Below are 21675 nucleotides of genomic sequence, written 5' to 3' on the forward strand. Positions count from 1 at the left end.
CCACTCTTGTCCTGTGGTCCAGCCCCGCTTAGCGTTCGCCTCATGCGATTCAGCTCACGGCTGCTCGGCGACCTGGCCGGGCGGTTCGAACACCTCAAAGCGCCCGCCTCGGACGCACCCGCGGCCCAGCAGGATCCCCGCGTGGCGCAACGCGTCTCGGAGATGCTCGGCGAGATCGAACGGGACGGCTTCGACGCGGTGCTGCGCTACGCGCGCGACCTGGACGGCTGGGACAAGCCGGACGTCGAGCTCAGCCAGGAGGCCATCAGGGCTTCCGGTGACGCGCTCACGCCCGAGCACCGCGCGGCGCTGGAACTCGGCGCCGAGCGCACCCGGCGGTTCGCCGACCTGCAGCGCGCGGGCCTGTCCGACGCCGAGGTCGAGCTCGCCCCCGGCTTGACCACCGGGTACCGCTACGTGCCGGTGCAGAGCGTCGGTGCCTACCTGCCCGCGGGCCGGTTCCCGCTGACCGCCGGCGCGTTCATGACCGTCGGCGTCGCCAAGGCCGCCGGGGTGCCGACCGTGGTGGCGTGCCTGCCGCCCGGCAAGAACGGCGAGGCGGACCCGGCGGTGGTGTACTCCGCGCACCTGTCGGGCGTGGACCGGGTGTTCGTGCTCGGTGGCGTGCAGGCGCTCGCGGCGATGTCGTTCGGCCTGCTCGGCGAGGCGCCGGTGGACATGATCGTCGGCGCGGGCAACGCCTTCGTCGCCGAGGCCAAGCGGCAGCTGTTCGGCCGCGTGGCCATCGACCTGCTGGCCGGACCGTCGGAGGTCGCGGTGATCGCCGACGAGACGGCCGATCCGGAACTGGTCGCCGCCGACCTGCTCGGCCAGGCCGAGCACGGCGTCAACTCCCCGGCCGCGCTGGTGACCACCTCCCGCGAGCTGGGCGAAGCGGTCATCGAGGAGGCCGACAAGCAGCTCTCCTCGCTGGCCACCGAGGAGATCGCCGGCCCGGCCTGGCGCGACTTCGGCTCGGTGACCTGGGCGCAGGACCGCGAGACGGCCGTGGCGCTGATGGACGACCTGGCTCCCGAGCACCTGGAGATCCAGACCGCCGACGATGACTACTACCACGCCTCGCTGCGCAACTACGGCTCGATCTTCCTGGGCACGTGGAGCACGGTCGCCTACTCCGACAAGGGCATGGCGGGCACCAACCACGTGCTGCCCACTGCGGGCGGCGCCCGGCACAGCGCGGGCCTGTCCGTGTCTCGATTCCTGAAACCGCTGACGTACCAGCGGGTTTCGAAGGAGGCGACGCCACTGCTGGCCGAGGCCGTGGAGACGATTTCCGACTACGAGGGCATGGCGGCGCACCAGGCCACCGCGACGCTGCGGCTGGAGCGCCTCCGGGAAGGCGACGCACGATGACCGAGGTTTCCGAGCAGCCCGCGGGATCCCCCGGCGGCACCATGGAGTCCGGCAAGCGCACGATGCCGAGCGACTTCAGCATCGCCGTGCGCCCCGGTGCGGGCGCGACGCTGGGCGGGGTGAACTACGGCGGTGAGCGCCGCCAGTCGATGGAGGGGTTCGAGGACGCCTACACCGACATCGTCGACTACATCGTCCGGATCACCCACCGCATCTGGGAAGACCAGGACATCGGCTACATCTACGACACCTACGCGCAGGGCTGCCGCCTCTACGACGACAGCGGCGTGAAGTTCGGGGTGGAGCGGCTGATCGACGGCACGACGCAGAGCATCAACGCCTTCCCGGACTGCCGTCACTACGCCGATGACGTGATCTGGGCGGGCAGCGACACCGAAGGGTTCGTCACCTCGCACCGGGCCATCAACATCGGCCACCACACCGGTCCCTGGCGCTGGGGTCCGCCCACCGGCCGCAGGCTGGAGACCTGGGTGATGGCCAACTGCGTGGTGTGGCAGAACGAGATCTACGAGGAGTGGGTCCTCTACAACACCGCGGCCAAGCTCCAGCAGCTCGGCATCAACGTGGCCGAGGCGGCGCGCACCTACGCCCGCGAAGGCGGCCTCGTCCCGGTCTCGGAGCGCCCCTCCTCGGAGGCGCTGCGGCTGGTCGGCGGCCGCAAGCCGATCGTGCTGCCGGAACCGGACAACAAGGCCGGTTTCGACGTGGAAGGCTCCGTGCGGGCGTTGTGGCACAACGTCTTCAACCGCCGGGACCTGAGCGCGGTCGACCGGTTCTACGCCGAGAACGTCCGCTGGCACGGCACCACCAACCGCACCGGCTACGGCCGGTCGGACGTGCGCGCCATGGCCCGCAGCCTGCTGGCCACCTTCCCCGACCTGGGCGTGCAGGTCGACGAGGTGTACTGGATGGGCAACGACACCGACGGCTACAGCATCTCGGTGCGCTGGTCGGGTGCCGGCACGCACCGCGGCTTCGGCCTCTACGGCAAGCCCACCGGCCGGCGGGCGCACCTCTGGGGCATGTCGCAGCTCTACGTGATGCACGGCCGCATCGTCGAGGAGTGGTCGCTGTTCAACGAGTTCGACGTCATCGCTCAGCTCGTGAGCGAGGACGGCGGACCGGAACTCCGCTGATCCCCGCCTTCCGCCCGGGTGCCGCGACTCGTGGCCACCCGGGCGGGTGAACGGGGCCCGCGTTCCTGTGAAACGGGCCGGTGGCAGACTCGAGGCGCTGGACATTACCAACAGGTAATGGCACATTCGACGTTTGCACGCACGGCCGCGAGGAGGCAGTGGACGTGAGCGGTTCCGAAGTCGACGCCCTGCTCGACGAGCTCCGGCAGCAAGGCTGGGAGTCCTACGTGTTCGGGCCGCGCGACGACCCGAGCGCGGTCGGCATGGCCTACCGCTGGCAGACCTGCGCCGACGTCCTGGTGCTGCACGCCGAGGACGAGGCCACCGCCTACCGGATGCCGCTGTGCCCGAACGCCGATCTCTTCGCGCCCGAGATCGTGTCCTGGCACTACCACGCCCCCGCCGAGTGGACGATCCGCGCCGTGCTCTCACTCCCCCGCCCCGGCACCCCCGACGCACCGCTGGCGATGCTGACCCCACCGCCCGACTGCGGGGTTCCCGCCCACCTGCGCCGCAGGATGACCATCAGGCCCAACCCCCGCCGCACCCACGCCACCACCTGATCAGGTTCGTTCTGCGCTGCCGCGGCCCGCTTCCGGGCGCAACCTGAGCTGGTGCCGCTGACGCATCCGGACAACACGCCTCGCCCGCACCGCAGCGAACTCGCGGTGAACCCGATCTTCACGCGCGAACCCGTGCACGTGCCGACCTACGACCTCCCCAGCCGGGGAACCGATCCCGAGGTCGCCTACCAGATCGTGCACGACGAGCTGATGCTCGACGGCAACGCGCGGCTGAACCTGGCGACCTTCGTGTCGACCTGGATGGAACCGCAGGCCGCCCGGCTGATGGCGGAGTGCTTCGACAAGAACATGATCGACAAGGACGAGTACCCGCGCACCGCGGCCCTGGAGGACCGGTGCGTGCGGATGCTCGCCGGGCTGTGGCATGCGCCCGACCCGCACCACGTCGTCGGCTGCTCCACCACCGGATCGTCCGAGGCGTGCATGCTCGCCGGCCTCGCGCTCAAACGACGCTGGCGGGGAACCGGCACGCCCAACGTCGTGCTCGGCGCCAACGTGCAGATCTGCTGGGAGAAGTTCGCCAACTTCTTCGAGGTCGAACCGCGGTACGTGCCGATGGAGGGCGACCGCTTCACGCTCTCCGCCGAGGAGGCGCTGCGGCGGGTCGACGAGAACACCATCGGCGTCGTGACCATCATGGGCTCGACCTTCGACGGCTCCTACGAGCCGGTCGCCGAGGTCTGCCACGCGCTCGACGAGCTGGCCTCGCGCGGCGGTCCGGACGTGCCGGTGCACGTCGACGGCGCCTCCGGGGCGATGATCGCGCCGTTCCTGGACCCGGACCTGGTGTGGGACTTCCGGCTGCCGCGGGTGGCCTCGATCAACACCTCCGGGCACAAGTACGGGCTGGTCTACCCGGGCGTGGGCTGGGTCGTGTGGCGCACGCCCGACGCGTTGCCCGACGAGCTGGTGTTCCGGGTGAACTACCTCGGCGGCGAGATGCCGACCTTCGCGCTGAACTTCTCCCGGCCGGGAGCGCAGGTGGCCGCGCAGTACTTCACCTTCCTGCGGCTGGGATTCGACGGGTTCCGGCGGGTGCAGCAGGAGTGCCGCGACGTGGCGATGCGACTGGCCCGCGAGATCGCCGCGCTCGGGCCGTTCGAGCTGCTCACCGACGGCAGCCACATCCCGGCCTTCGCGTTCACGCTGCGCGACAACGTCCGGAGTTATTCCGTATTCGACGTTTCCACTGCTCTGCGCGCCAGCGGTTGGCTCGTTCCGGCCTACACCTTCCCCGAGGAGCGGACCGACCTGGCAGCACTGCGGATCGTGGTGCGCAACGGGTTCAGCCACGACCTGGCCGACCTGCTGCTCGACGACCTGCGCCGCGCCATGCCGGCGCTGGAGGCGCAGACCGCGCCCGCTCGGGGTCACGACTCCGCGGGGTTCGCCCACGGAGCCCGTTCCCGCGACTGAATCGCGAACGGTGAAAACTTCCCGGACAGCGGGAAACCCCAGCCCGCAGCCGGTGGGGACGATCACGCTCAGTCGATCAGCTGATCGCAAGCCGTTCGGGGCCGACTAGCCTGCCCGGTTATGAGTCGTTCCGAGGACGCGAACGCGCGGCTGACCGAGCTCGCGCTGCAGGCGCGTCGCGGTGACCCGCACGCCATGGAGTCGTTCATCCGGGAGAGCCAGCACGACGTCTGGCGCTTCGTCGCGCACCTGGCCGGGCCGCACCTCGCCGACGACCTCGCTCAGGAGACGTTCCTGCGCGCGTTCCGCAGCATCCGCCGGTTCAACGCCCGCTCCTCGGCCCGCACCTGGCTGCTCACGATCGCCCGCCGCGTGGTCGTCGACCAGATCCGCTACGAGCGCTCGCGCCCGCGCACCACCCACGCCACCCCGGCCACCGAGCCGCCCTCGCCGGACACGGGTTTCGAGAACGTCGTCGAGCTCAACCTGCTGCTGAGCGACCTCGACCCGGAACGCCGCGAAGCCCTGGTCCTCACCCAGGTCCTGGGCCTCCCCTACGCCGAAGCCGCCCACGTCACCGGCTGCCCGATCGGCACCATCCGCTCCCGAGTCGCCCGAGCCCGCGACCAACTCCTGGCCACCCAAACCCACCAAGACGAAGAAACCGGCTGACCAGACCCCTCGCGCAACTACGCGGTAAACGGCCTCCCCGGCTACCCCCATCAACCGACGATCCGCCGGTCCCGCCCAGAACACCGGATTACGGCAGTAATCATGCCCCCGATTACGGCGGTAATCAGGGTCGCGGGACCGCCCGGACACGCTGGCGGTCACCCAGCCTCACGGATTTCAGCGGAGATCCGGGAACCCGACTTCCACTGAAATCGGGAACCCAGCCCGGGGGCACCGATGAACCGCTGGTCCTGCCCAGAGCACCGGATTACGGCAGTAATCGTGTCCCTGATTACGGCGGTAATCAGGGTCTTGGGGCGGCCCCGGACACGGTGGTGGTCGCCCGGCCTCACGGGTTTCAGCGGAAATCCGGGGCCTGAGTTCCACTGAAATCGGGAACTCGGCTGGGGGTGAGGGTGAGCGTTGATCATGGGGGCTTCGGGGCGGGACCGGGCGGTGGTGAGGCTCGGTCACGGCGTCTCGGGGTGCGGGTGACCCGGTGGGAACTTCTGGGGTGCGGGGAGCGACAGTAGTGGTGTGGACTGTTGCGTGTGCCGGGAGGCGCTGTCGGCGCGGTTGGACGGCGAGGAGCCTCCGGCGGCCTGGGCAGAGGTGGAGCGGCATCTCGCCGAGTGCGGTGAGTGCCAGGACTGGGAATCCCGCGCCGTCGCGTTGAGCAGGGAGTTGCGGGTGCGGGCGGTGCCGAGCACCCCCGACCTGACCGCGTCGGTGATGCGGGCGCTGCCGGCGCCCGCGGTCCGGCGCTGGCCCCGCGTGCTGCTCGCCGTCGTCGCAGTCGTGCAGATCGCGCTGGGCGTCGCGCAGCTGCTGGGCACCGGCGGCCACGAGGCGATGGCCGGGCACGTCTTCCACGAGAGCACCGCCTGGAACCTCGCGCTCGGAGCCGGGTTCGGCTGGGCGGCCTGGCGGGTCCGCGCGGGTGCCGGGATGGTGCCGGTGCTCGGTGCGTTCCTCGCCGTGCTCACCTTCGTCAGCGTCCAGGACCTGGTGGCCGAGGTCGTCACCACCGGTCGCCTCGTCTCGCACCTGCCGCTGGTGGCGGCGCTGGTGCTGCTGCTGGTCATCCGCCACGACCACCGGGACGGCGAAACCGGCCCGGGCCACGGCATCCGCCCGGGCGAGAACACCATCGCCGCGGACGATCCCGACGAACCGGCGCCACCGCGCGAGCTCGGCCCGACCGCCTACCGCAGGGCCGGATAGGAGCTGTTGAAGAACGCGGAGCCGTTTCAGGTGTGAGACTCAACCTGCACGCCGCAGGTACGCCGCGACGCCTAGCGCTTGCGGGCCATGGCGGCCCAGTAATAGGCGCTGCGCGGGTCGACCTCGTGCTGCGGGTGGAGCTTGGTGATCCCGGCCGGCTCCGGGTCGGGCCGCCACGCCAGCACCGGCGCCACCCCGGGCTCGACCAGGTCCAGGCCCTCGAAGAGCGCGGCGACCTCGTCCTGACCGCGCGGCTGGAACGGGATCCCGGACTGCTCGGCGGAGGCCACCACGCCCGCCATCGCCTCCGGGGCGAAGTCGGCGGTGGGGTGGGTGATCGTCAGGTAGCTGCCCGAGGGGACCGCGTCCATCAGCTTGCCGAGCACCTGCTCGACCTCCGCGTTCTCCCGGAAGTACATGAGCACCGCCACCAGCATCACGGCGGTCGGCTGCGTCAGGTCGAGCGTTTCGGCCAGCGCCGGGTCGGACAGGATCGAGTCCGGGTCGTGCAGGTCGGCGAAGATGAACCGGGTCGCGCCCTCGTCGGTGCTGGTCATCAGCGCGCGGGCGTGGGCGAGGACGATCGGGTCGTTGTCGACGTAGACCACGCGGCTGGCCGGTTCGGCGCTCTGCGCGACCTCGTGCACGTTGCCGCTGGTGGGGATTCCGGTGCCGATGTCGAGGAACTGCCGGATGCCGCACTCCTGCACCAGGTACCGCACCGCGCGCCCGACGAACGCCCGGTTCGCGCGCGCCATGGTCTTGATGGTCGGGATGTGCTCGGCGATCACGTCGCCCAGCGCGCGGTCGGCCTCGAAGTTGTCCTTGCCGCCCAACCAGTAGTCGTAGACCCGCGCCTCGTGCGCGACGGTGGTGTCGATCTCGACCGGTAGCCGGCCGCCCTGCTCGCTCATCGGCATCCCTCGGATTGCTCAGTACTCGTGCATTAACTCGCGCAGCAGCTGCGTGGTGTCCTGCGGTGTCGCCGCCTGCACGCTGAGCAGGTTCATGACCGCCTGGTACTGGTCCAGGTCGTTGCGCTTGTCCAGGTACAGCGCGCTGGTCAGCTGTTCCAGGTAGACGACGTCGGGCAGGTCCGACTCGGGGAACCGCACGATGGTGAACGGACCGCCCGCCGCGGCGTGCCCGCCGACGCTGTAGGGCAGCAGCTGCACGGTCACGTTGGGGAGTTCGGAGATGCGGATCAGGTGCTCGATCTGCCCGCGCATGATCCGCTCACCACCGATCGGGCGGCGCAGCGCGGCCTCGTCGATGACCGCCCACAGCGTCGGCGGTTCACCTCGGGTGAGGATGTCCTGGCGGCGCATCCGCAGCGCGACACGGCGGTCGACCTCGGCCGACGGTTCCTGCCCGTGCCCCAGCAGGATCACCGCGCGCGCGTAGTCGGGCGTCTGCAGCAGGCCCGGCACGAACTGGGCCTCGTAGGTGCGGATGATCTCGGCGGCCTGTTCCAGGCCGAGGTAGGTCTCGAACCACGACGGCAGCAGGTCACCGTACTGGTGCCACCAGCCGGGTTCGTTGGCCTGCCGAGCCAGCGACAGGAACGCCGCGCGCTCCCCGGAGTCCTGCACGCCGTAGAGGGTCAGCAGGTCGTTGAGGTCGCGCTCCCGGAAGCTGACGCGTCCCAGTTCGAGACGGCTGATCTTCGCGTGCGACCCGCGGATGGCATCACCGGCGGCCTCGCGACTGATCCCGCGCTCTTCGCGCAGGCGTCGAAGCTGACCGCCCAGCGCGATGCGCAGCACGGTCGGCCCAGCGGTGGACCCGCTCTGCTGCCTGCCCTGTCTCTCCGGCTCGATGCTCATCGTGTCGATACCCCCATCGGGAGCAATGCGGCGTCCGATCGCCGCCAAAGCCAGTCAGCAGATTAGATCATCGAAGTCGCCTTCTTTAACCCCTTCGAGAAAAGCGGCGATTTCTTCTCGCGTGTAGACCAGCACTGGCCCCTCCGCGAAGCGCGAGTTGCGGACGGCGACCCGGCCGCGCTCCAACTCGGCCACCTCGACGCAGTTCCCGCTCGGGTTGCTGTGCGCGCTCTTGCGCCAGCGCAGGTCAGACCGCCAGCTCAGGTCTGCCCACCGCGGAGTCTCCGGCACTGCGGACTCCGGCATGGATGCCTCCAACATTCGGGCGAAATCGCGTCCGTGCTTGCAGGTGTTCTTGCAAACGTTCTTGCATCTGCAAGGTCAGTCCGGGACAGTAGCAGCAGCAGGACGATCGTCGATCTTGATCCGTCAGCGGGAATCCGGTGCCCGGCAAATGGCCCCGGCGCGCGCGGGAGGAGGCCGAGGGGATGATCCGGTTGTCGCGGCGGGAGACGGTTCGCCGCGTGCATCAGACTCGCCCGGCTTCGACCCAGGATCGGGCGACGCGATGAGCGTGCTCGTCGCGGTCGGCGCGTTAGCCCTCTGCGCGATCCTCTCGGCGGCGCTGCTGGACTCCCGCCGCAAACGTCGCGACCTCGAAAAACGGCTCGCGGTGGCCGATCGCGCCGCGCACACCGATCCCCTCACCGGCCTGGCCAATCGCGCAGGGCTCCAGCGCGCGCTGGACCACCAGCGGGCCTCCACGCGACCCAGCGATCACATCGCCATGATCCTGCTGGACCTGGACGGACTGAAGGAGACCAACGACCTCTACGGCCACGACTTCGGCGACAGCGTTCTGGTCGCGGTGGCCCACCGGATCAATGAAAAGGCCGGACACGCGGCGTGCGCGGCCCGGCTCGGTGGGGACGAGTTCGTGGTGCTGCTCAGCGGCGAGGCGCCGCAGGACGCGGATGCGCTGGCCGCCGAGCTCTGCGCGGACATCGCCTCGGCGGAGGTCATGTCGGAGATGCCGATCCGCTGCTCCGCCAGCGCGGGGGTCGCGGTGCTGCCGGCGCACCGGATGCACCAGCTCGTCACCGCAGCGGACCAGGCGATGTACCGGGCCAAGTCCACGCGCGCGGGAACCTCCAGGTATCAGCCCCTCACCGATGTCGCCGACCGGATCCCGCGAAACCGGACTGCGCTGGTGGCCTTGGAAGGTGGCGCCTCGAAGGAGGCCCAGGGCTGATCCTCCCCAGACCTGCGGGTGCGGGACTCAGCGGCAACAGCGCGGTCTCTTCCCGAACAACGCGCAAGGGGTTTACGAGGCGGCGGAGCCGCTGTTTCAGGTGTGGGACTCAGTCCGCACCGCCGCGGGTTCTCAGCGGTTCTCTGGGGAGGACAGCTGTAGCGCCGTGTATTGGACATACATCAGTCTCGGATCCCGGACCCAGAGGACCGCTGAGGTTCCGCTACCCGCACCGCCACGCAACATGTCTCCAGCTTGAGCAGTCAGACGGTCGCGGTCTGCCGGACTCCGCCGACCATGCGGTGCGCTTCGGCGTTGCACGCCGGGCACGTGTTCCACAGCCACGCCATCTCGCCCACCTCGGCACGCATCTCGCGGTCGCAGAGCGTGGTGATGGTGCTGCCCGCCGGGTATCCCCCGGACGGGCGGTGGTCGGTGCTCGCGTGACGCTCCCCGAGGGCCGGAACCCAATGGAACGGATGCATCCGCACACTCTCCTTCGCTGCCGTGTCCCGCCGCGTCATGTCGTCTTGCCTGATCGCGATCCGGATCGCCGCTCGGCCACAACCCGGATAATCAGCTGTTCAGATGGATTCCAGACCGACGATGCCGGCGGTCACCGCCAAGCACCGGCCACACGGTAGGGCCCCACCCGAAGGAATATTCCCGATTCTGTCATGACCCAGGGGGAGTCCGCACGCCGCACGCGTGACACCGGCCCGCCAGTCCTGCCGCGAAATCGCGTGCGCCTGCCGCACTGTCACACGTGCGGCGGTATGCAAGACCCAGACGCAATCCATACCGGACTGCTCGGCCCGCGCCCCCCGGGTGCCCCCGGTCAAGTTGAGTGGCATGATCCCTCCCCGGATCGTCTACGATTAATCGTAAGCACATCCGCGCCACGGAGTCGAGAGATTCGGAAGGGATGCACCTCGATGCTTCACCCGGAACCGACCGCGATCCCCGCCTTCAGCGCCACTGGCTGGGCTTCGGCGTCCGCCTGCGGGCCGAACGGGGGAAACTGCGTCGAGGTGAACTTGACGGTCCCCGGGCGTGTCGGGGTCCGCGACAGCAAGCGGTTCACCGGCGACGTCCTGCTCAACTTCGACACGACGAGCTGGAACCGATTTCTCACCGACATGAGAGCGGGAAGCTTCGACCTCGACTAGATCTTCGCAGCTCACAGCCGCTTCCTGATTAATCACCGCCGGGTGCGGATCACCGGCGGTGACCCGTTTGCCGCGCATCCACGTCCGAGTGCATTACAGTGTTGTTCTTGACAGACGCGTTTGCGCTTGTCAGACGTGGTGACGGCAGAGCATACGAGCGGAGAACTGGTGCCGAGCACGGTAACCTCGCGACGCAGGCAGCTCGGGAACGAGATTCGCCGCGCGCGGCAGGCCGCGGGCATGACCCAGCAGTACGTCGCCGAGCTGCTCGGATGCAGCCAAGGCAAGATCAACAAGATCGAGTCGGGCACGGTCGCGGTCAAGAAGGCCGAGCTGCAGAAGATGCTGGAGGCGTTCAACTCCGGCAAGGCCGAAGCCGATCTGATGCTGGACCTCGCGCAGTCCAGCTCCGGGCAGCGCGGCCAGTGGGCCGGCTACCGCTCGGCGGTGCCGCAGTGGTTCCGCACCTTCACCGACCTCGAACCGGCCGCCGCGGAGATCCTCAGCTGGCACGGCGAGCGCATCCCGGGCCCGCTGCAGTCCGAGCACTACATGCTCACCCAGTTCTCCGAGGACCGCGCCACCGACGTCACCGCGCTCGTGCGCAACCGGCTCGACCGCAGGCGGGTCTTCGACCTGCCGCGCCCGCCCTACTACCGCTTCGTGCTCAGCGAAGCCGCGTTCCACCGGATGCCGGGCGGACCGAACCCGTCGGTCGCGCTGGACCAGGTCGAGCACCTGCTGGACCTGCAGACCCGGTACCCGAAGGCCTACGTGCACATCCTGCCGTTCGACGTGCGCCTGCCCTACGTGCCGAACGACTTCACGATCATGCGGTTCTCCGACGGCACCAAGGACTTCGTCTTCGTCGAGCACGTCGCGGGCGGGCTGTACCTGGACGACGAGGACGACTTCAACCTGTTCAACGACGCCTGGGACCGGTTGCGCGGAGCCGCGCTGGAGCGCCACGACACCGTCGCCCGCCTGCAGGAGCTGGCGAAGCAGTACCGCAGCCAGATCGACTTCTGATTAATCGTGAAAGACCCTCGTCCGCAGCGGGACCGGGTCAGTCGAGCAGGTCCGCGATCATCGACGCCATGGCGCCGGGATCACCGGTGTCGGGCCGCAGCACCACCTCCGGGCCCTGCGGGGGCTCGTAGGCGTCGTCGACGCCGGTGAAGCCGGTGATCTCCCCCGCCCGCGCCCGGGCGTAGAGGCCCTTGGGGTCGCGCGCCTCGCACAGCTCGATCGGGGTGTCGACGAAGACCTCCACGAACGTCAGCTCCGCGTCCTCGTGCACCTGCCGCACCCGGTCGCGGTCGGCGTGGTAGGGACTGATCAGCGACACGATCGACACCACGCCGGAGTCGGCGAACAGCCGCGCCACCTCGCCGACGCGGCGCACGTTCTCGGCTCGGTCCTCGGCGCTGAAGCCCAGGTCGGAGTTGAGCCCGTGGCGCAGGTTGTCGCCGTCGAGCAGGTAGGCGGGCCTGCCCGCCGCGACCAGCCGGCGTTCCAGTTCGACCGCCACGCTGGACTTCCCCGACCCCGACAGCCCGGTGAGCCACACCGTCGCACCCCGGGTGCGGCGCTGTTCCCTGCGCACGGCGGTGGAGACCCAGCCGATGTGGGACTCGGCGGTGTCCGGGCCGGTGATCATGCCCGCGGCCACGGTGTTGTTGGTGGTCTCGTCGACGAGGATGAAGCTGCCGGTCGTGCGGTTGCGGCGGTAGGCGTCGAACAGCAGCGGCTGCTGCGCGCGCAAGCGGATCCGCCCGATCTCGTTGAGGGACAACGACGTCGCGCTGGTGTCGCGGTGCAGGGTGTTGATGTCGAGCCGGTAGTCCAGCTGCCGCACCTGGGCGCGCGTTTCGCGCGTGGTGTGCTGGAGGGCGTAGCGCCCGCCGGGTTCCAGCGCGAACTGCTCGGTGAGCCAGCAGACCAGGGCGTCGACGTCCTGGCCCGCGTGCGGCCGGTTCTGCGGGCGGCAGATCATGTCGCCGCGCGAGACGTCGAGGTCGTCGGTGAGCCGCACGGTGACCGCCTGCGGGGTGAACGCCTCCTCGACGACTTCCCCGCCAGGCCCCCAGATCTCCTCGATGCCGGTGGTGAAGCCCGAGGGCAGCACGACGACGTCGTCACCGGGTTTGAGCACGCCGCCCGCAACGGTTCCCGCGTAGCCCCGGAAGTCGCCGTCGCGGATGACGTACTGCACCGGCAGCCGCGCGTCGATGAGGTTGCGGTCGGAGGCCACGTGGACCTCTTCGAGGTGGTGCAGCAGCGAAGTCCCCTCGTACCAGGGCATGTTCTCGCTGCGGTGCACGATGTTGTCGCCGCGCAAGGCCGAGACCGGGATGAACGTCAGGTCCGGCGCGTCGAGCTTCATCGCGAAGGAGGCGAACTCGGCCCGGATCTCCTCGAACCGCTGCTGCGAGTGGTCCACGAGGTCCATCTTGTTCACGCACACCACCAGGTGCGGGATCCCGAGCAGGCTGGCCAGGAACGCGTGCCTGCGGGACTGCTCGAGCACGCCCTTGCGCGCGTCGACGAGCACCAGCGCGAGATCGGCGGTGGAGGCGCCGGTGACCATGTTGCGGGTGTACTGGATGTGCCCGGGCGTGTCGGCGATGATGAACTTGCGCCGGGGCGTGGCGAAGTAGCGGTGCGCGACGTCGATGGTGATGCCCTGCTCGCGCTCGGCCCGCAACCCGTCGGTGAGCAGCGCGAGATCGGGCCCGTCGCTCCCGTGACCGGCGCGCTCCACGGCCTCCAGCTGATCGCTGAGGATCGTCTTGGAGTCGTACAGCAAACGCCCGATCAGCGTCGACTTGCCGTCATCAACGCTCCCAGCAGTGGCCAACCGAAGCAGCTGCACCATAGAAGCTCCTCATGCGGTCGTGCTTGCGCTTCCTGCCTTGCAACGGCGAAGCCGTTTCTCCTCGCCCCACCTGAGCAACTCGCACCGCCGCGGGTTCTCAGACGTCTTCTGGGGAGGACAGCCGTAGCGCCGTGTATTGGCATACATCAGTCTCGGATCCCGGAGCCAGAAGGCGTCTGAGGTTCCGCCACCCGCACCGCCTCGCAACAAGACCACCGAACGACCATCAGAAGTAGCCTTCGCGTTTGCGGTCTTCCATTCCCGCTTCTGAGATGCGGTCGTCGGCGCGGGTGGCTCCGCGTTCGGTGACGCGGGCCGCGGCGACCTCGGCGACGACGTCGCGGACGGTGCCGGCCGTGGAGGGCACGCAGCCGGTGCAGGTCGTGTCGCCCACGGTGCGGAAGCGGACGGTGGCCTCGTAGGGCTGCTCGTCCTCGCCCGGCGTCAGGTGCGGGTTGGTGGCCAGCAGCATGCCGTCGCGCTCGAAGACGGTCCGCCGGTGGGCGTAGTAGATCGACGGGAGTGCGATGCCCTCGTCGAGGACGTACTGCCAGATGTCGAGCTCGGTCCAGTCCGACAGCGGGAAGACGCGGATGTGCTCGCCCTTGCGGTGCCTGCCGTTGTAGAGGTGCCACAGCTCGGGGCGCTGGTTGCGCGGATCCCACTGGCCGAACTCGTCGCGGAAGCTGAACACGCGCTCCTTGGCCCGGGCCTTCTCCTCGTCGCGGCGGGCGCCGCCGAAGACGGCGTCGAAGCGGTGCTCGCCGATGCTGCGCAGCAGGGTCTGGGTCTGCAGCCGGTTGCGGCCGGCTCCGGGCTGCTCGACGGAGCGGCCCGCGTCGATGTCGTCCTGGACGCTGCCGACGAGCAGGCGCAGGCCGAGCCGTCGCGCGGTGCGGTCGCGGAAGTCGATGACCTCGTCGAAGTTGTGGCCGGTGTCGATGTGCAGGACCGGGAACGGCAGCGGTGCGGGCCAGAACGCCTTGGTGGCGATGCGCAGCATCACCGCGGAGTCCTTGCCGCCGGAGAACAGCAGCGCGGGTCGCTCGAAGGAGGCGGCGACCTCGCGGAACACGTGCACCGCCTCGGCTTCCAGGCCGCGCAGGTGGGTCAGCTCGTAGGTCGTGGTCACACCGGACCCGCCTTTCCTCGACACCGAACCTAGAACAAGTTTCACAGAAAAGTAGAACAAGTTCTTGCGCTCGGTCAAGCTGCGCGGAAAGCTGGGTCCACCCCTCGAAGCCAACCTCGCAAGACACAAGGAGGCGTCATGGACCTCGTCGCGCTGGAGGAGATCAAACGACTGAAGTACCGCTACCTGCGCGCGGTCGACCTCAAGCTCTGGCACGTGCTCGCCGAGGCGCTCACCGAGGACGCCGTGGCCGAGTACGGCACCGAGGCCACGGGCTCCAAGCTCGAACTCACCAGCCGGGAGGAGATCCTGAAGTTCATGCGGGACAACCTCGGCCCGAGCATCATCACCACGCACTCCGCCGGCCAGCCCGAGATCGACATCGACGGCGACACGGCGACCGGCATCTGGAGCTTCGAGGACACGGTCATCGCGACCGAGTTCAAGACCTTCATCAAGGGCGCGGCCTTCTACGAGGACAGCTACCGCCGCGAATCCGACGGCCAGTGGCGCATCAGCAAGACCGGCTACACCCGCACCTACGAGCTGATGCACACCTTCGACGACCTCCCGAACTTCAAGCTCACCGCGAACCGCTGGAGCTGAGGCGCCCCGGGGCTCCGTCGCCCGAGCGCCGAAGACGACCGCAGAGCACTAGAACGAGTTCTCGAAGAGGAGCTTATGCTCACTCAGCCCTTCGCCGAAGCCGTCTCCGAAGCCGAAGAGGTCATCCGGCACGCCAAGCACATCCGCGACGAGCAGGACCTCATCGAGGGGTACGACTACCTCGCGGGCAGCATCCAGGCGTCCCTCATGCTCGCCTGGGCCTACGAGCGGGACTTCCCGTACTTCGTCCAGTCCACCGGCCCCTACACCAAGATGGGCCTGGACAACCCCGACGCGCTGTACTTCCACTCCTACATCCGCGACGACGCCGAGTACGTCGTGACCGGGAAGCGCGGCAGCACAACGGACCTGAGCTTCCAGGTCCTCAACGGCGACTACTCGCCGGTGGACGTGCCCGACAGCCTCGCCGCCTTCGACGACCGGCGGATCGACGTCGACGACAACGGCGACTTCGAAGTGCGCTTCGGCCCCGGCCCCGCCGGTCCGAACTACTTCACGCTCGCACCGGGTTCGGCGATGCTGGTGGTGCGCGAGGTCTACAGCGACTGGGACTCCGAGCGGCGCGGCCTGATCCGGATCCGCCGCGAGGACACCGCGGGCACCGCTCCCCCGCACCGCACCATGGACGCGCTGACCAAGCGCTACGGCGTCGCGGGCAAGATCCTGCTGAGCCGGTTGCGGACGTTCCTGGCGTTCCCGGAGTGGTTCTACCTGAACCAGCCGGTGAACACGATGAACGACCCGCGCTCCACACCGGGCGGCCTGGCCACCCAGTTCTCCTCGGCAGGGCACTTCGAGCTCTCCGAGGACCAGGCGATGATCGTCACCGTTCCCCGGTCCGAGGCCCCCTACCAGGGCTTCCAGCTCGGCAGCCCCTGGTACGTCTCGACCGACTACATCAACCACCAGACGAGCCTCACCGCGGAGCAGGCGCGCACCGACCCCGACGGCAAGATCCGCTTCGTCCTCACCGAGCGCGACCCGGGGCTGGCGAACTGGCTGGAGCTGACCGGCCACACCCGCGGCTACCTCCAGATCCGCTGGCAGCGCCTCTCCCGCGACCTGGGCCCCGAGGACGGCCCTCAGGTGGAGGTCGTCGGGTTCGACGAACTGCCGCAACGACTTCCGCACCACGAGCACTCCCGCGTGACACCGCAGGAATGGCGGGAGCGAATCGCCGCGCGGCAAGCAGCCGTGCACAACCGGATGCTGGGGTGAGACCGATGCTGGACGGACTGCTGCGCGACAAGGTCGTCGTGATCTCCGGAGTGGGACCGGGACTGGGCCGGGCGCTGGCCCAGCGTTCCGCGATGGCCGGCGCCGACGTGGTGCTGGCGTCGCGGACCGAATCCCGCCTCAAGACCTCCGCCGAGGAGGTCACCGAGCTCGGCAGGCGGGCGCTGGTCGTGCCCACCGACATCACCGACGAAGACGCGGCCACCCAGCTGGTGGCGCGCGCGGTGGAGGAGTTCGGGCGCGTCGACGCGCTGATCAACAACGCGTTCGCGATCCCACCGCTGTCCGACCTCGCCGACACCGACCTCGACGCGATCCGGCAGGGGTTCGAGACCAACGTGCTCGCCGCGCTGCGGCTGACCCGGCTGTTCACCCCCGCGCTGGCCGAGACCCGAGGTGCGGTGCTGATGGTGAACTCGGCGGTGCTGCGGCACTCCCGCCGCAACTACGGCGCCTACAAGATGGCCAAGTCCAGTCTGCTGTCCCTGGCGCAGAGCCTGGCCACCGAGCTCGGACCGAAGGGCGTGCGGGTCAACTCGATCGCACCCGGCTACATCTGGGCGGACTCGCTCAAGTGGTACCTCGGTCACCTCGCCGAGCAGCGCGGCATCACCCGCGACGAGGTCTACGAGGAAACCGCCGCCACCACCGACCTGCGGAAACTCCCGGAACCGGACGAGATCGCCGACGCCGCGCTGTTCCTGATCTCCGACATGGCGCGGATCGTCACCGGGCAATGCCTCGACGTCAACGCAGGAGAATTCCACCACTGAACGTTCAGTCGCTCTCCTTCTGCGAAGCGGTGCGAGTGGCGAAACCTGAGGCGGTGCCGGTTGCGAGGGTGGTTCCCACGCCTCGCGGCTACGCCGCATGCGCACGGTTCACGAACACGGACTGGAGGAGCTGTTTCATGAGCGTCGGGCGTGAGAGTGTTGGTACAGTTGAGGATTTGCACGCTTCGGCGAGTCGTCTTGTGGGGTTGGACGACTTCGGGGCGGATGACTACACCGACGGTCTCGGCGTGCTGTTGGAGTCCTACGCGCGGGATGCCGATCTGACTCCGTTGGGCAACAAGGTCAAGCGGGCCTTCCTGCGGGGTGCGTTGACCGCTCGGCTGTCCAGCGAAGCGGCGTGGAAGCAGCACCCGCAGCACGCCGAAGTCGCCGTCGAGCGGCCCATCTTCGTCACCGGGCTGCCGCGCACCGGCACCACCGCGCTGCACCGGCTGCTGACCGCCGACACGGCGAACCAGGGGCTGGAGCTGTGGCTGACCGAGGTGCCGCAGCCGCGGCCCCCGCGCTCGACGTGGGAGGACGACCCCGTCTTCCGGGGAATCCAGCAGGGCTACACCCGGCACCACGTGGAGCACCCCGAGTTCATGGGCGTGCACTACATGTCGGCCGAGCAGGTCGAGGAGTGCTGGCAGCTGCTGCGGCAGTCGATGCGCTCGATCTCCTACGAGTGCCTGGCGCACCTGCCGACCTATTCGCGCTGGCTGGAAGGCCAGGACTGGACGTCGGCCTACGCCCGGCACAAGCGCAACCTGCAGCTGATCGGGTTGCCCGAGAACGACCGGCGCTGGGTGCTGAAGAACCCCAGCCACCTGTTCGCGCTGGACGCGCTGTTCGAGGTCTACCCGGACGCGCTGGTGATCCAGACCCACCGGGAGCCGCGCACCGCGATCGCCTCGGTGTGCAGCCTGGCCGCGCACGCCACCGACGGGTGGTCGCAGACCTTCCGCGGCGACACGATCGGCCGCGACCAGCTCGACCTCTGGTCGCGCGGGCTGGCCGAGTTCAACGCCGCGCGGGCACGGCACGACCCGGAGCGGTTCTACGACGTGCGCTACGAGGACTTCATCGCCGACCCGATCGGCGTGGTCGAGCGGATCTACGGTCACTTCGGGCTGCCGCTGAGCGAGAACGCGGCAGGGGCGATGCGGAGCCTGCACTCCGAGAGCACCGCAGGTCACGCCAAGCCCGCGCACCGGTATTCGCTGGCCGACTTCGGATTGCGGCCCGAGGAGGTCGACGAGCGCTTCGCCGGGTGGGCTCCCGTCGGTTAGATTCCGCAGCGGAATCGACGACCGGAGGGGCGGCATGGCGTACGGCGACTACCAGCTGGAGATCTACCTCAACGGGTTGAGCGGGGTGCTGCCCGACCTCCCCGTGGAGTTCGACGAGCTGGAGGAACGCGCGAAAGCGGCCATGTCGCCGACCGTCTGGTCCTACGTCCACGGCGGCGCCGGCTCGGAGCGCACGCAGCGCGCCAACGTCACCGCCTTCGACCGCTGGGGACTCGTCCCGCGCATGTTCGTCGGCGCCACCGAGCGCGACCTCGCGGTGGACCTGTTCGGCCTGACGCTGCCGTCACCGGTGTTCATGGCCCCGATCGGCGTGCTCGGCATCTGCGCGCAGGACGGGCACGGCGACCTCGCCACCGCCCGCGCGGCGGCGCAGAGCGGTGTGCCGATGGTGGCCTCCACGCTGTCGTCGGACCCGCTGGAGGACGTGGCGGCCGAATTCGGCGACACACCGGGCTTCTTCCAGCTCTACACGCCGAAGGACCGGGATCTGGCGGAAAGCCTGGTGCGCCGGGCCGAGAACGCCGGTTACAAGGGCATCGTCGTCACCCTCGACACCTGGATCCCCGGGTGGCGGCCGCGCGACCTGGCCACCTCGAACTTCCCGCAGCTGCGCGGGCACTGCCTGAGCAACTACTACAGCGACCCGGTCTTCCGCGCGGGACTCGACAAGACGCCGGAGGAGGACCCGGGCGCCGCGGTGCTGCGCTGGGTCTCCACCTTCGGAAATCCGCTGACTTGGAACGACCTGCCGTGGCTGCGGTCGCTGACCGACCTGCCGCTGATCGTCAAGGGACTCTGCCACCCCGATGACGTCCGCCGAGCCAAGGACGGCGGCGTGGACGGCATCTACTGCTCCACCCACGGCGGCAGGCAGGCCGACGGCGGTCTTCCCGCCCTGGAGGTGCTGCCTGAGGTCGTCGACGCGGCCGACGGCATGCCGGTGCTGTTCGACTCCGGCGTCCGCAGCGGCGCCGACGTCGTCAAGGCCTTGTCCCTGGGCGCCACGGCCGTGGGCATCGGACGCCCCTACGCCTACGGACTCGCGCTCGGCGGTACCCCGGGCGTCGTGCACGTGCTCCGGAGCCTGCTCGCCGAAGCGGACCTCATCATGGCCGTGGACGGCTATCCCTCGCTCGCCGACCTGACCCGGGAAGCCCTCCGCCGGCTGACCTGAAGCACATCGAGTTCCGTTGCCGGACAACCGTTTTCGTTCACATCGGAGGCGGAAACCGAAGCCGCCGCGCGGGAATTCCCGGGGAGAAACGGCAACCGGGTCCCGCGCGGTTGCCAACGCCGCTACACTCCGGCGAAACGTGATCGAGTCCACTGGAGTTCGGGGCCGATGGGAATCGAAGGCGAGGCCGGCGTCGGGGCGGCGGCCGGCATTGACACCAGCAGGGCGAGCATCGCGCGCGTCTACGACATGTTCCTGGGCGGCAAGGACAACTTCGCGGCCGATCGCCAGGTCTACGAGACGATCCAGGCGGTCGCGCCGCAGGGCGACGAGGTGGCCAAGTCGATCCGCCGCTGGTTGATCCGCGTGGTGCGGCACCTGGCGGGGTTCGAGGTCGGCATCGACCAGTTCCTCGACATCGGCTCGGGCCTGCCGACCGTGGAGAACACCCACGAGGTCGCCCAGCGCAACAACGCCGAGGCCACCGTGGTCTACGTCGACAACGACGCGACCGTGGCCGCCTACGGGCGGGCGCTGATGGAGGAGAACGACCACACCCACTTCGCCACCTCGGACCTGCGCGACCCGGCGGCCCTGCTGGCGACGCCGCAGGTCGCCAAGCTGGACTTCGACCGGCCGATGGTGCTGATCCAGTGCGCGACGCTGCATCACATCGACGACGAGGCCGATCCGGCCGGGTTCATGAAGCACTACGTCGACGCGCTGCCGTCGGGCTCCTACCTGGCGATCTCGCACTGGTGGGACCCGGGTGACGAGCTGCCCGAGGGGCACCGGATGGCCCGGGAGCTGGAGCAGCGCTGGCGCGAGTCGTCGATGGGCACCGGCCGCTACCGCACGCGCGCGGAGATCGCCGAGCTCTTCGCAGGCCTGGAGCTCGTCGAACCGGGGCTCGTCGAGCTCAACGACTGGTGGCCGGACGGGCCCCGCCTGCGCGAGACCTCGCTGGTCGAGCGCCTGATCCTCGGCGGCCTCGCCTACAAGCCCTGATCAGTCCCGCTCGCGCTCCCGCAGGGCCGCGCGCAGGGTTTCCGCCTGCTCGTCGCTGACCGAGGCGACGAAGTGCGCCAGGACGACGTCCGGGGCGCCCGAAGCGACGAGCACCTGGTGCAACGAGCGTGCAGCGGCTTCCTCGCGGGTGCGCGACGGCCGGTACCGGTAGGCCCGGCCGTCCAGGTCCCGCTGCACCCAGCCCTTCCGGTGCAGGTTGTCGAGCACCGTCAGCACGGTCGTGTAAGCCAACGACCGGCCGGTGTCGAGCCGCGACAGCACCTCGCGCACCTTGATCGGCTCCACCGAGTCCCACAGCACCCGCATCACCGCGGATTCGAGCTCACCCAGACAACGCATCGGCCTTCCTCCCCGGGGCACATCGTACGTCCGGATGCGCACGTCGCGCGCGCTATGTGAATCGGGTTCGGGTTTTTTGGCGAAACACGATCCATTTTGGACGGGCGTCCGTTCGCAAGGCCGTTGACCCACAATAGGATTCGCATCTACTATGATCCTTAGTAGCGGTGCAGCCCCCAATCCCCGACGCCGCTACCTCGCGAGGCAACCGGTACTCCCCCTCACCGGACCTCGCCGAATGCTGGGCGGGTCCCAATCCCCCCTGGGATCCCGCCCAGCCCCAGGGATGAAATCACATCAAGCGGAAATCCCCCATCCGCTCGCGCTGGGTTGGAGAGCGTCCGCGAAGGCCGCCCACACCTGCTTACCAGGCGTTTCACAACCGGAATCCGGACGACACCATTTCAGAAAACGCGAATTCCACGCGGATAGATCGAGGAGCTGCAACTACCCCGTTCCGCCGGCACAACTCCCCTTTGCCGGACGGCACAAGGTTGCCG

Annotated in this window: 22 protein-coding genes; 15 read left to right on the forward strand and 7 right to left on the reverse strand. The window is 69.2% G+C overall.

Translation table 11 applies throughout. From position 1 onward, the window contains the following. The first annotated feature begins 42 nt into the window (after positions 1-42). The 6 genes from hisD (at position 43) to KBO27_RS20535 (ending at position 6427) form a co-directional block, all read left to right on the forward strand. On the forward strand, positions 43-1374 hold the full coding sequence (hisD, locus tag KBO27_RS20510; RefSeq protein ID WP_210971519.1) for a histidinol dehydrogenase: 1332 nt from the start codon (positions 43-45) through the stop codon (positions 1372-1374). Further along, entirely contained in the window at positions 1371-2531 is a 1161-nt protein-coding gene (locus KBO27_RS20515; protein WP_210971520.1) for an ester cyclase, read from the forward strand. The genes hisD and KBO27_RS20515 overlap by 4 nt, the downstream gene beginning before the upstream one ends. A 164-nt stretch (positions 2532-2695) precedes the next feature. Beyond that, positions 2696-3094 (forward strand): hypothetical protein, encoded by a 399-nt coding sequence (locus KBO27_RS20520; RefSeq protein WP_307870521.1) that lies wholly within the window; start codon positions 2696-2698, stop codon positions 3092-3094. Positions 3095-3145: 51 nt separating this feature from the next. Beyond that, positions 3146-4531, forward strand: coding sequence for a glutamate decarboxylase (gene gad / locus KBO27_RS20525; RefSeq protein ID WP_210971522.1), 1386 nt, complete (start codon positions 3146-3148; stop codon positions 4529-4531). Between the two features lie 120 nt (positions 4532-4651). Next, the gene (locus tag KBO27_RS20530; RefSeq protein ID WP_210971523.1) at positions 4652-5203 is read left to right on the forward strand and encodes a sigma-70 family RNA polymerase sigma factor; all 552 of its coding nucleotides are present in this window, start codon (positions 4652-4654) and stop codon (positions 5201-5203) included. Between the two features lie 537 nt (positions 5204-5740). After that, a complete protein-coding gene (locus tag KBO27_RS20535) occupies positions 5741-6427 on the forward strand; it encodes a zf-HC2 domain-containing protein (RefSeq protein WP_210971524.1) in 687 nt (228 codons plus the stop codon). 71 nt (positions 6428-6498) lie between these two features. Here KBO27_RS20535 and KBO27_RS20540 read toward each other — a convergent pair whose 3' ends face one another. The 3 genes from KBO27_RS20540 to KBO27_RS20550 are packed head-to-tail and all read right to left on the reverse strand — an operon-like array spanning position 6499 to position 8559. Then, positions 6499-7341: an SAM-dependent methyltransferase gene (locus KBO27_RS20540; RefSeq protein ID WP_210971525.1), complete on the reverse strand. Its 843-nt coding sequence runs from the start codon at positions 7339-7341 to the stop codon at positions 6499-6501. Positions 7342-7359: 18 nt separating this feature from the next. Further along, positions 7360-8253 carry a Sco1979 family transcriptional regulator gene (locus KBO27_RS20545; protein WP_210971526.1) on the reverse strand — a complete coding sequence of 298 codons (894 nt, stop codon included), beginning with the start codon at positions 8251-8253 and terminating at the stop codon, positions 7360-7362. A 54-nt stretch (positions 8254-8307) separates the two neighbouring features. Beyond that, entirely contained in the window at positions 8308-8559 is a 252-nt protein-coding gene (locus KBO27_RS20550; protein ID WP_132674437.1) for a DUF397 domain-containing protein, read from the reverse strand. A gap of 262 nt (positions 8560-8821) precedes the next feature. Here KBO27_RS20550 and KBO27_RS20555 point away from each other — a divergent pair, with 262 nt between their 5' ends. Further along, positions 8822-9505: a GGDEF domain-containing protein gene (locus KBO27_RS20555; protein ID WP_210971527.1), complete on the forward strand. Its 684-nt coding sequence runs from the start codon at positions 8822-8824 to the stop codon at positions 9503-9505. Between the two features lie 263 nt (positions 9506-9768). Here KBO27_RS20555 and KBO27_RS20560 read toward each other — a convergent pair whose 3' ends face one another. Further along, positions 9769-9990: an HC3 family zinc finger protein gene (locus KBO27_RS20560; RefSeq protein WP_246537682.1), complete on the reverse strand. Its 222-nt coding sequence runs from the start codon at positions 9988-9990 to the stop codon at positions 9769-9771. Between the two features lie 450 nt (positions 9991-10440). Here KBO27_RS20560 and KBO27_RS34355 point away from each other — a divergent pair, with 450 nt between their 5' ends. Continuing rightward, positions 10441-10674 carry a DUF397 domain-containing protein gene (locus KBO27_RS34355; protein ID WP_210971529.1) on the forward strand — a complete coding sequence of 78 codons (234 nt, stop codon included), beginning with the start codon at positions 10441-10443 and terminating at the stop codon, positions 10672-10674. A gap of 168 nt (positions 10675-10842) precedes the next feature. After that, positions 10843-11703: a helix-turn-helix domain-containing protein gene (locus KBO27_RS20570; protein WP_210971530.1), complete on the forward strand. Its 861-nt coding sequence runs from the start codon at positions 10843-10845 to the stop codon at positions 11701-11703. A gap of 37 nt (positions 11704-11740) precedes the next feature. Here KBO27_RS20570 and cysC read toward each other — a convergent pair whose 3' ends face one another. Further along, entirely contained in the window at positions 11741-13552 is a 1812-nt protein-coding gene (cysC, locus tag KBO27_RS20575) for an adenylyl-sulfate kinase (RefSeq protein WP_210971531.1), read from the reverse strand. A 226-nt stretch (positions 13553-13778) separates the two neighbouring features. Further along, entirely contained in the window at positions 13779-14729 is a 951-nt protein-coding gene (gene cysD, locus KBO27_RS20580; protein WP_372448864.1) for a sulfate adenylyltransferase subunit CysD, read from the reverse strand. A gap of 93 nt (positions 14730-14822) precedes the next feature. Here cysD and KBO27_RS20585 point away from each other — a divergent pair, with 93 nt between their 5' ends. The 6 genes from KBO27_RS20585 (at position 14823) to KBO27_RS20610 (ending at position 20815) form a co-directional block, all read left to right on the forward strand. Next, entirely contained in the window at positions 14823-15290 is a 468-nt protein-coding gene (locus KBO27_RS20585; RefSeq protein ID WP_210971533.1) for a nuclear transport factor 2 family protein, read from the forward strand. Positions 15291-15365: 75 nt separating this feature from the next. Continuing rightward, the gene (locus tag KBO27_RS20590) at positions 15366-16529 is read left to right on the forward strand and encodes a hypothetical protein (RefSeq protein WP_210971534.1); all 1164 of its coding nucleotides are present in this window, start codon (positions 15366-15368) and stop codon (positions 16527-16529) included. A 5-nt stretch (positions 16530-16534) separates the two neighbouring features. Beyond that, the gene (locus tag KBO27_RS20595) at positions 16535-17320 is read left to right on the forward strand and encodes an SDR family oxidoreductase (protein WP_372448865.1); all 786 of its coding nucleotides are present in this window, start codon (positions 16535-16537) and stop codon (positions 17318-17320) included. 137 nt (positions 17321-17457) lie between these two features. Further along, positions 17458-18612 carry a sulfotransferase family protein gene (locus KBO27_RS20600; protein ID WP_210971535.1) on the forward strand — a complete coding sequence of 385 codons (1155 nt, stop codon included), beginning with the start codon at positions 17458-17460 and terminating at the stop codon, positions 18610-18612. A gap of 34 nt (positions 18613-18646) precedes the next feature. Continuing rightward, positions 18647-19807 carry a lactate 2-monooxygenase gene (locus KBO27_RS20605; RefSeq protein WP_210971536.1) on the forward strand — a complete coding sequence of 387 codons (1161 nt, stop codon included), beginning with the start codon at positions 18647-18649 and terminating at the stop codon, positions 19805-19807. A 168-nt stretch (positions 19808-19975) separates the two neighbouring features. Further along, on the forward strand, positions 19976-20815 hold the full coding sequence (locus tag KBO27_RS20610) for an SAM-dependent methyltransferase (RefSeq protein WP_210971537.1): 840 nt from the start codon (positions 19976-19978) through the stop codon (positions 20813-20815). On the opposite strand, the gene KBO27_RS20615 is transcribed toward KBO27_RS20610, so the two are convergent. Further along, on the reverse strand, positions 20816-21175 hold the full coding sequence (locus KBO27_RS20615) for a BlaI/MecI/CopY family transcriptional regulator (protein ID WP_210971538.1): 360 nt from the start codon (positions 21173-21175) through the stop codon (positions 20816-20818). Positions 21176-21675: the final 500 nt, after the last annotated feature.

The sequence above is a fragment of the Saccharopolyspora endophytica genome (assembly GCF_018070075.1).
Classification (GTDB): Bacteria; Actinomycetota; Actinomycetes; order Mycobacteriales; family Pseudonocardiaceae; genus Saccharopolyspora; species Saccharopolyspora endophytica.

What these genes read in the sequence shown, in the direction of transcription:
- hisD (WP_210971519.1), top strand. Translation starts at nt 43, where the DNA reads ATGCGATTCAGCTCACGGCTGCTCGGCGACCTGGCCGGGCGGTTCGAA.
- KBO27_RS20515 (WP_210971520.1), top strand. Translation starts at nt 1,371, where the DNA reads ATGACCGAGGTTTCCGAGCAGCCCGCGGGATCCCCCGGCGGCACCATG.
- KBO27_RS20530 (WP_210971523.1), top strand. Translation starts at nt 4,652, where the DNA reads ATGAGTCGTTCCGAGGACGCGAACGCGCGGCTGACCGAGCTCGCGCTG.
- KBO27_RS20540 (WP_210971525.1), bottom strand. Translation starts at nt 7,341, where the DNA reads ATGAGCGAGCAGGGCGGCCGGCTACCGGTCGAGATCGACACCACCGTC.
- KBO27_RS20545 (WP_210971526.1), bottom strand. Translation starts at nt 8,253, where the DNA reads ATGAGCATCGAGCCGGAGAGACAGGGCAGGCAGCAGAGCGGGTCCACC.
- KBO27_RS20550 (WP_132674437.1), bottom strand. Translation starts at nt 8,559, where the DNA reads ATGCCGGAGTCCGCAGTGCCGGAGACTCCGCGGTGGGCAGACCTGAGC.
- KBO27_RS20555 (WP_210971527.1), top strand. Translation starts at nt 8,822, where the DNA reads ATGAGCGTGCTCGTCGCGGTCGGCGCGTTAGCCCTCTGCGCGATCCTC.
- KBO27_RS20560 (WP_246537682.1), bottom strand. Translation starts at nt 9,990, where the DNA reads ATGCATCCGTTCCATTGGGTTCCGGCCCTCGGGGAGCGTCACGCGAGC.
- KBO27_RS34355 (WP_210971529.1), top strand. Translation starts at nt 10,441, where the DNA reads ATGCTTCACCCGGAACCGACCGCGATCCCCGCCTTCAGCGCCACTGGC.
- cysC (WP_210971531.1), bottom strand. Translation starts at nt 13,552, where the DNA reads ATGGTGCAGCTGCTTCGGTTGGCCACTGCTGGGAGCGTTGATGACGGC.
- KBO27_RS20585 (WP_210971533.1), top strand. Translation starts at nt 14,823, where the DNA reads ATGGACCTCGTCGCGCTGGAGGAGATCAAACGACTGAAGTACCGCTAC.
- KBO27_RS20590 (WP_210971534.1), top strand. Translation starts at nt 15,366, where the DNA reads ATGCTCACTCAGCCCTTCGCCGAAGCCGTCTCCGAAGCCGAAGAGGTC.
- KBO27_RS20595 (WP_372448865.1), top strand. Translation starts at nt 16,535, where the DNA reads ATGCTGGACGGACTGCTGCGCGACAAGGTCGTCGTGATCTCCGGAGTG.
- KBO27_RS20600 (WP_210971535.1), top strand. Translation starts at nt 17,458, where the DNA reads ATGAGCGTCGGGCGTGAGAGTGTTGGTACAGTTGAGGATTTGCACGCT.
- KBO27_RS20605 (WP_210971536.1), top strand. Translation starts at nt 18,647, where the DNA reads ATGGCGTACGGCGACTACCAGCTGGAGATCTACCTCAACGGGTTGAGC.
- KBO27_RS20610 (WP_210971537.1), top strand. Translation starts at nt 19,976, where the DNA reads ATGGGAATCGAAGGCGAGGCCGGCGTCGGGGCGGCGGCCGGCATTGAC.
- KBO27_RS20615 (WP_210971538.1), bottom strand. Translation starts at nt 21,175, where the DNA reads ATGCGTTGTCTGGGTGAGCTCGAATCCGCGGTGATGCGGGTGCTGTGG.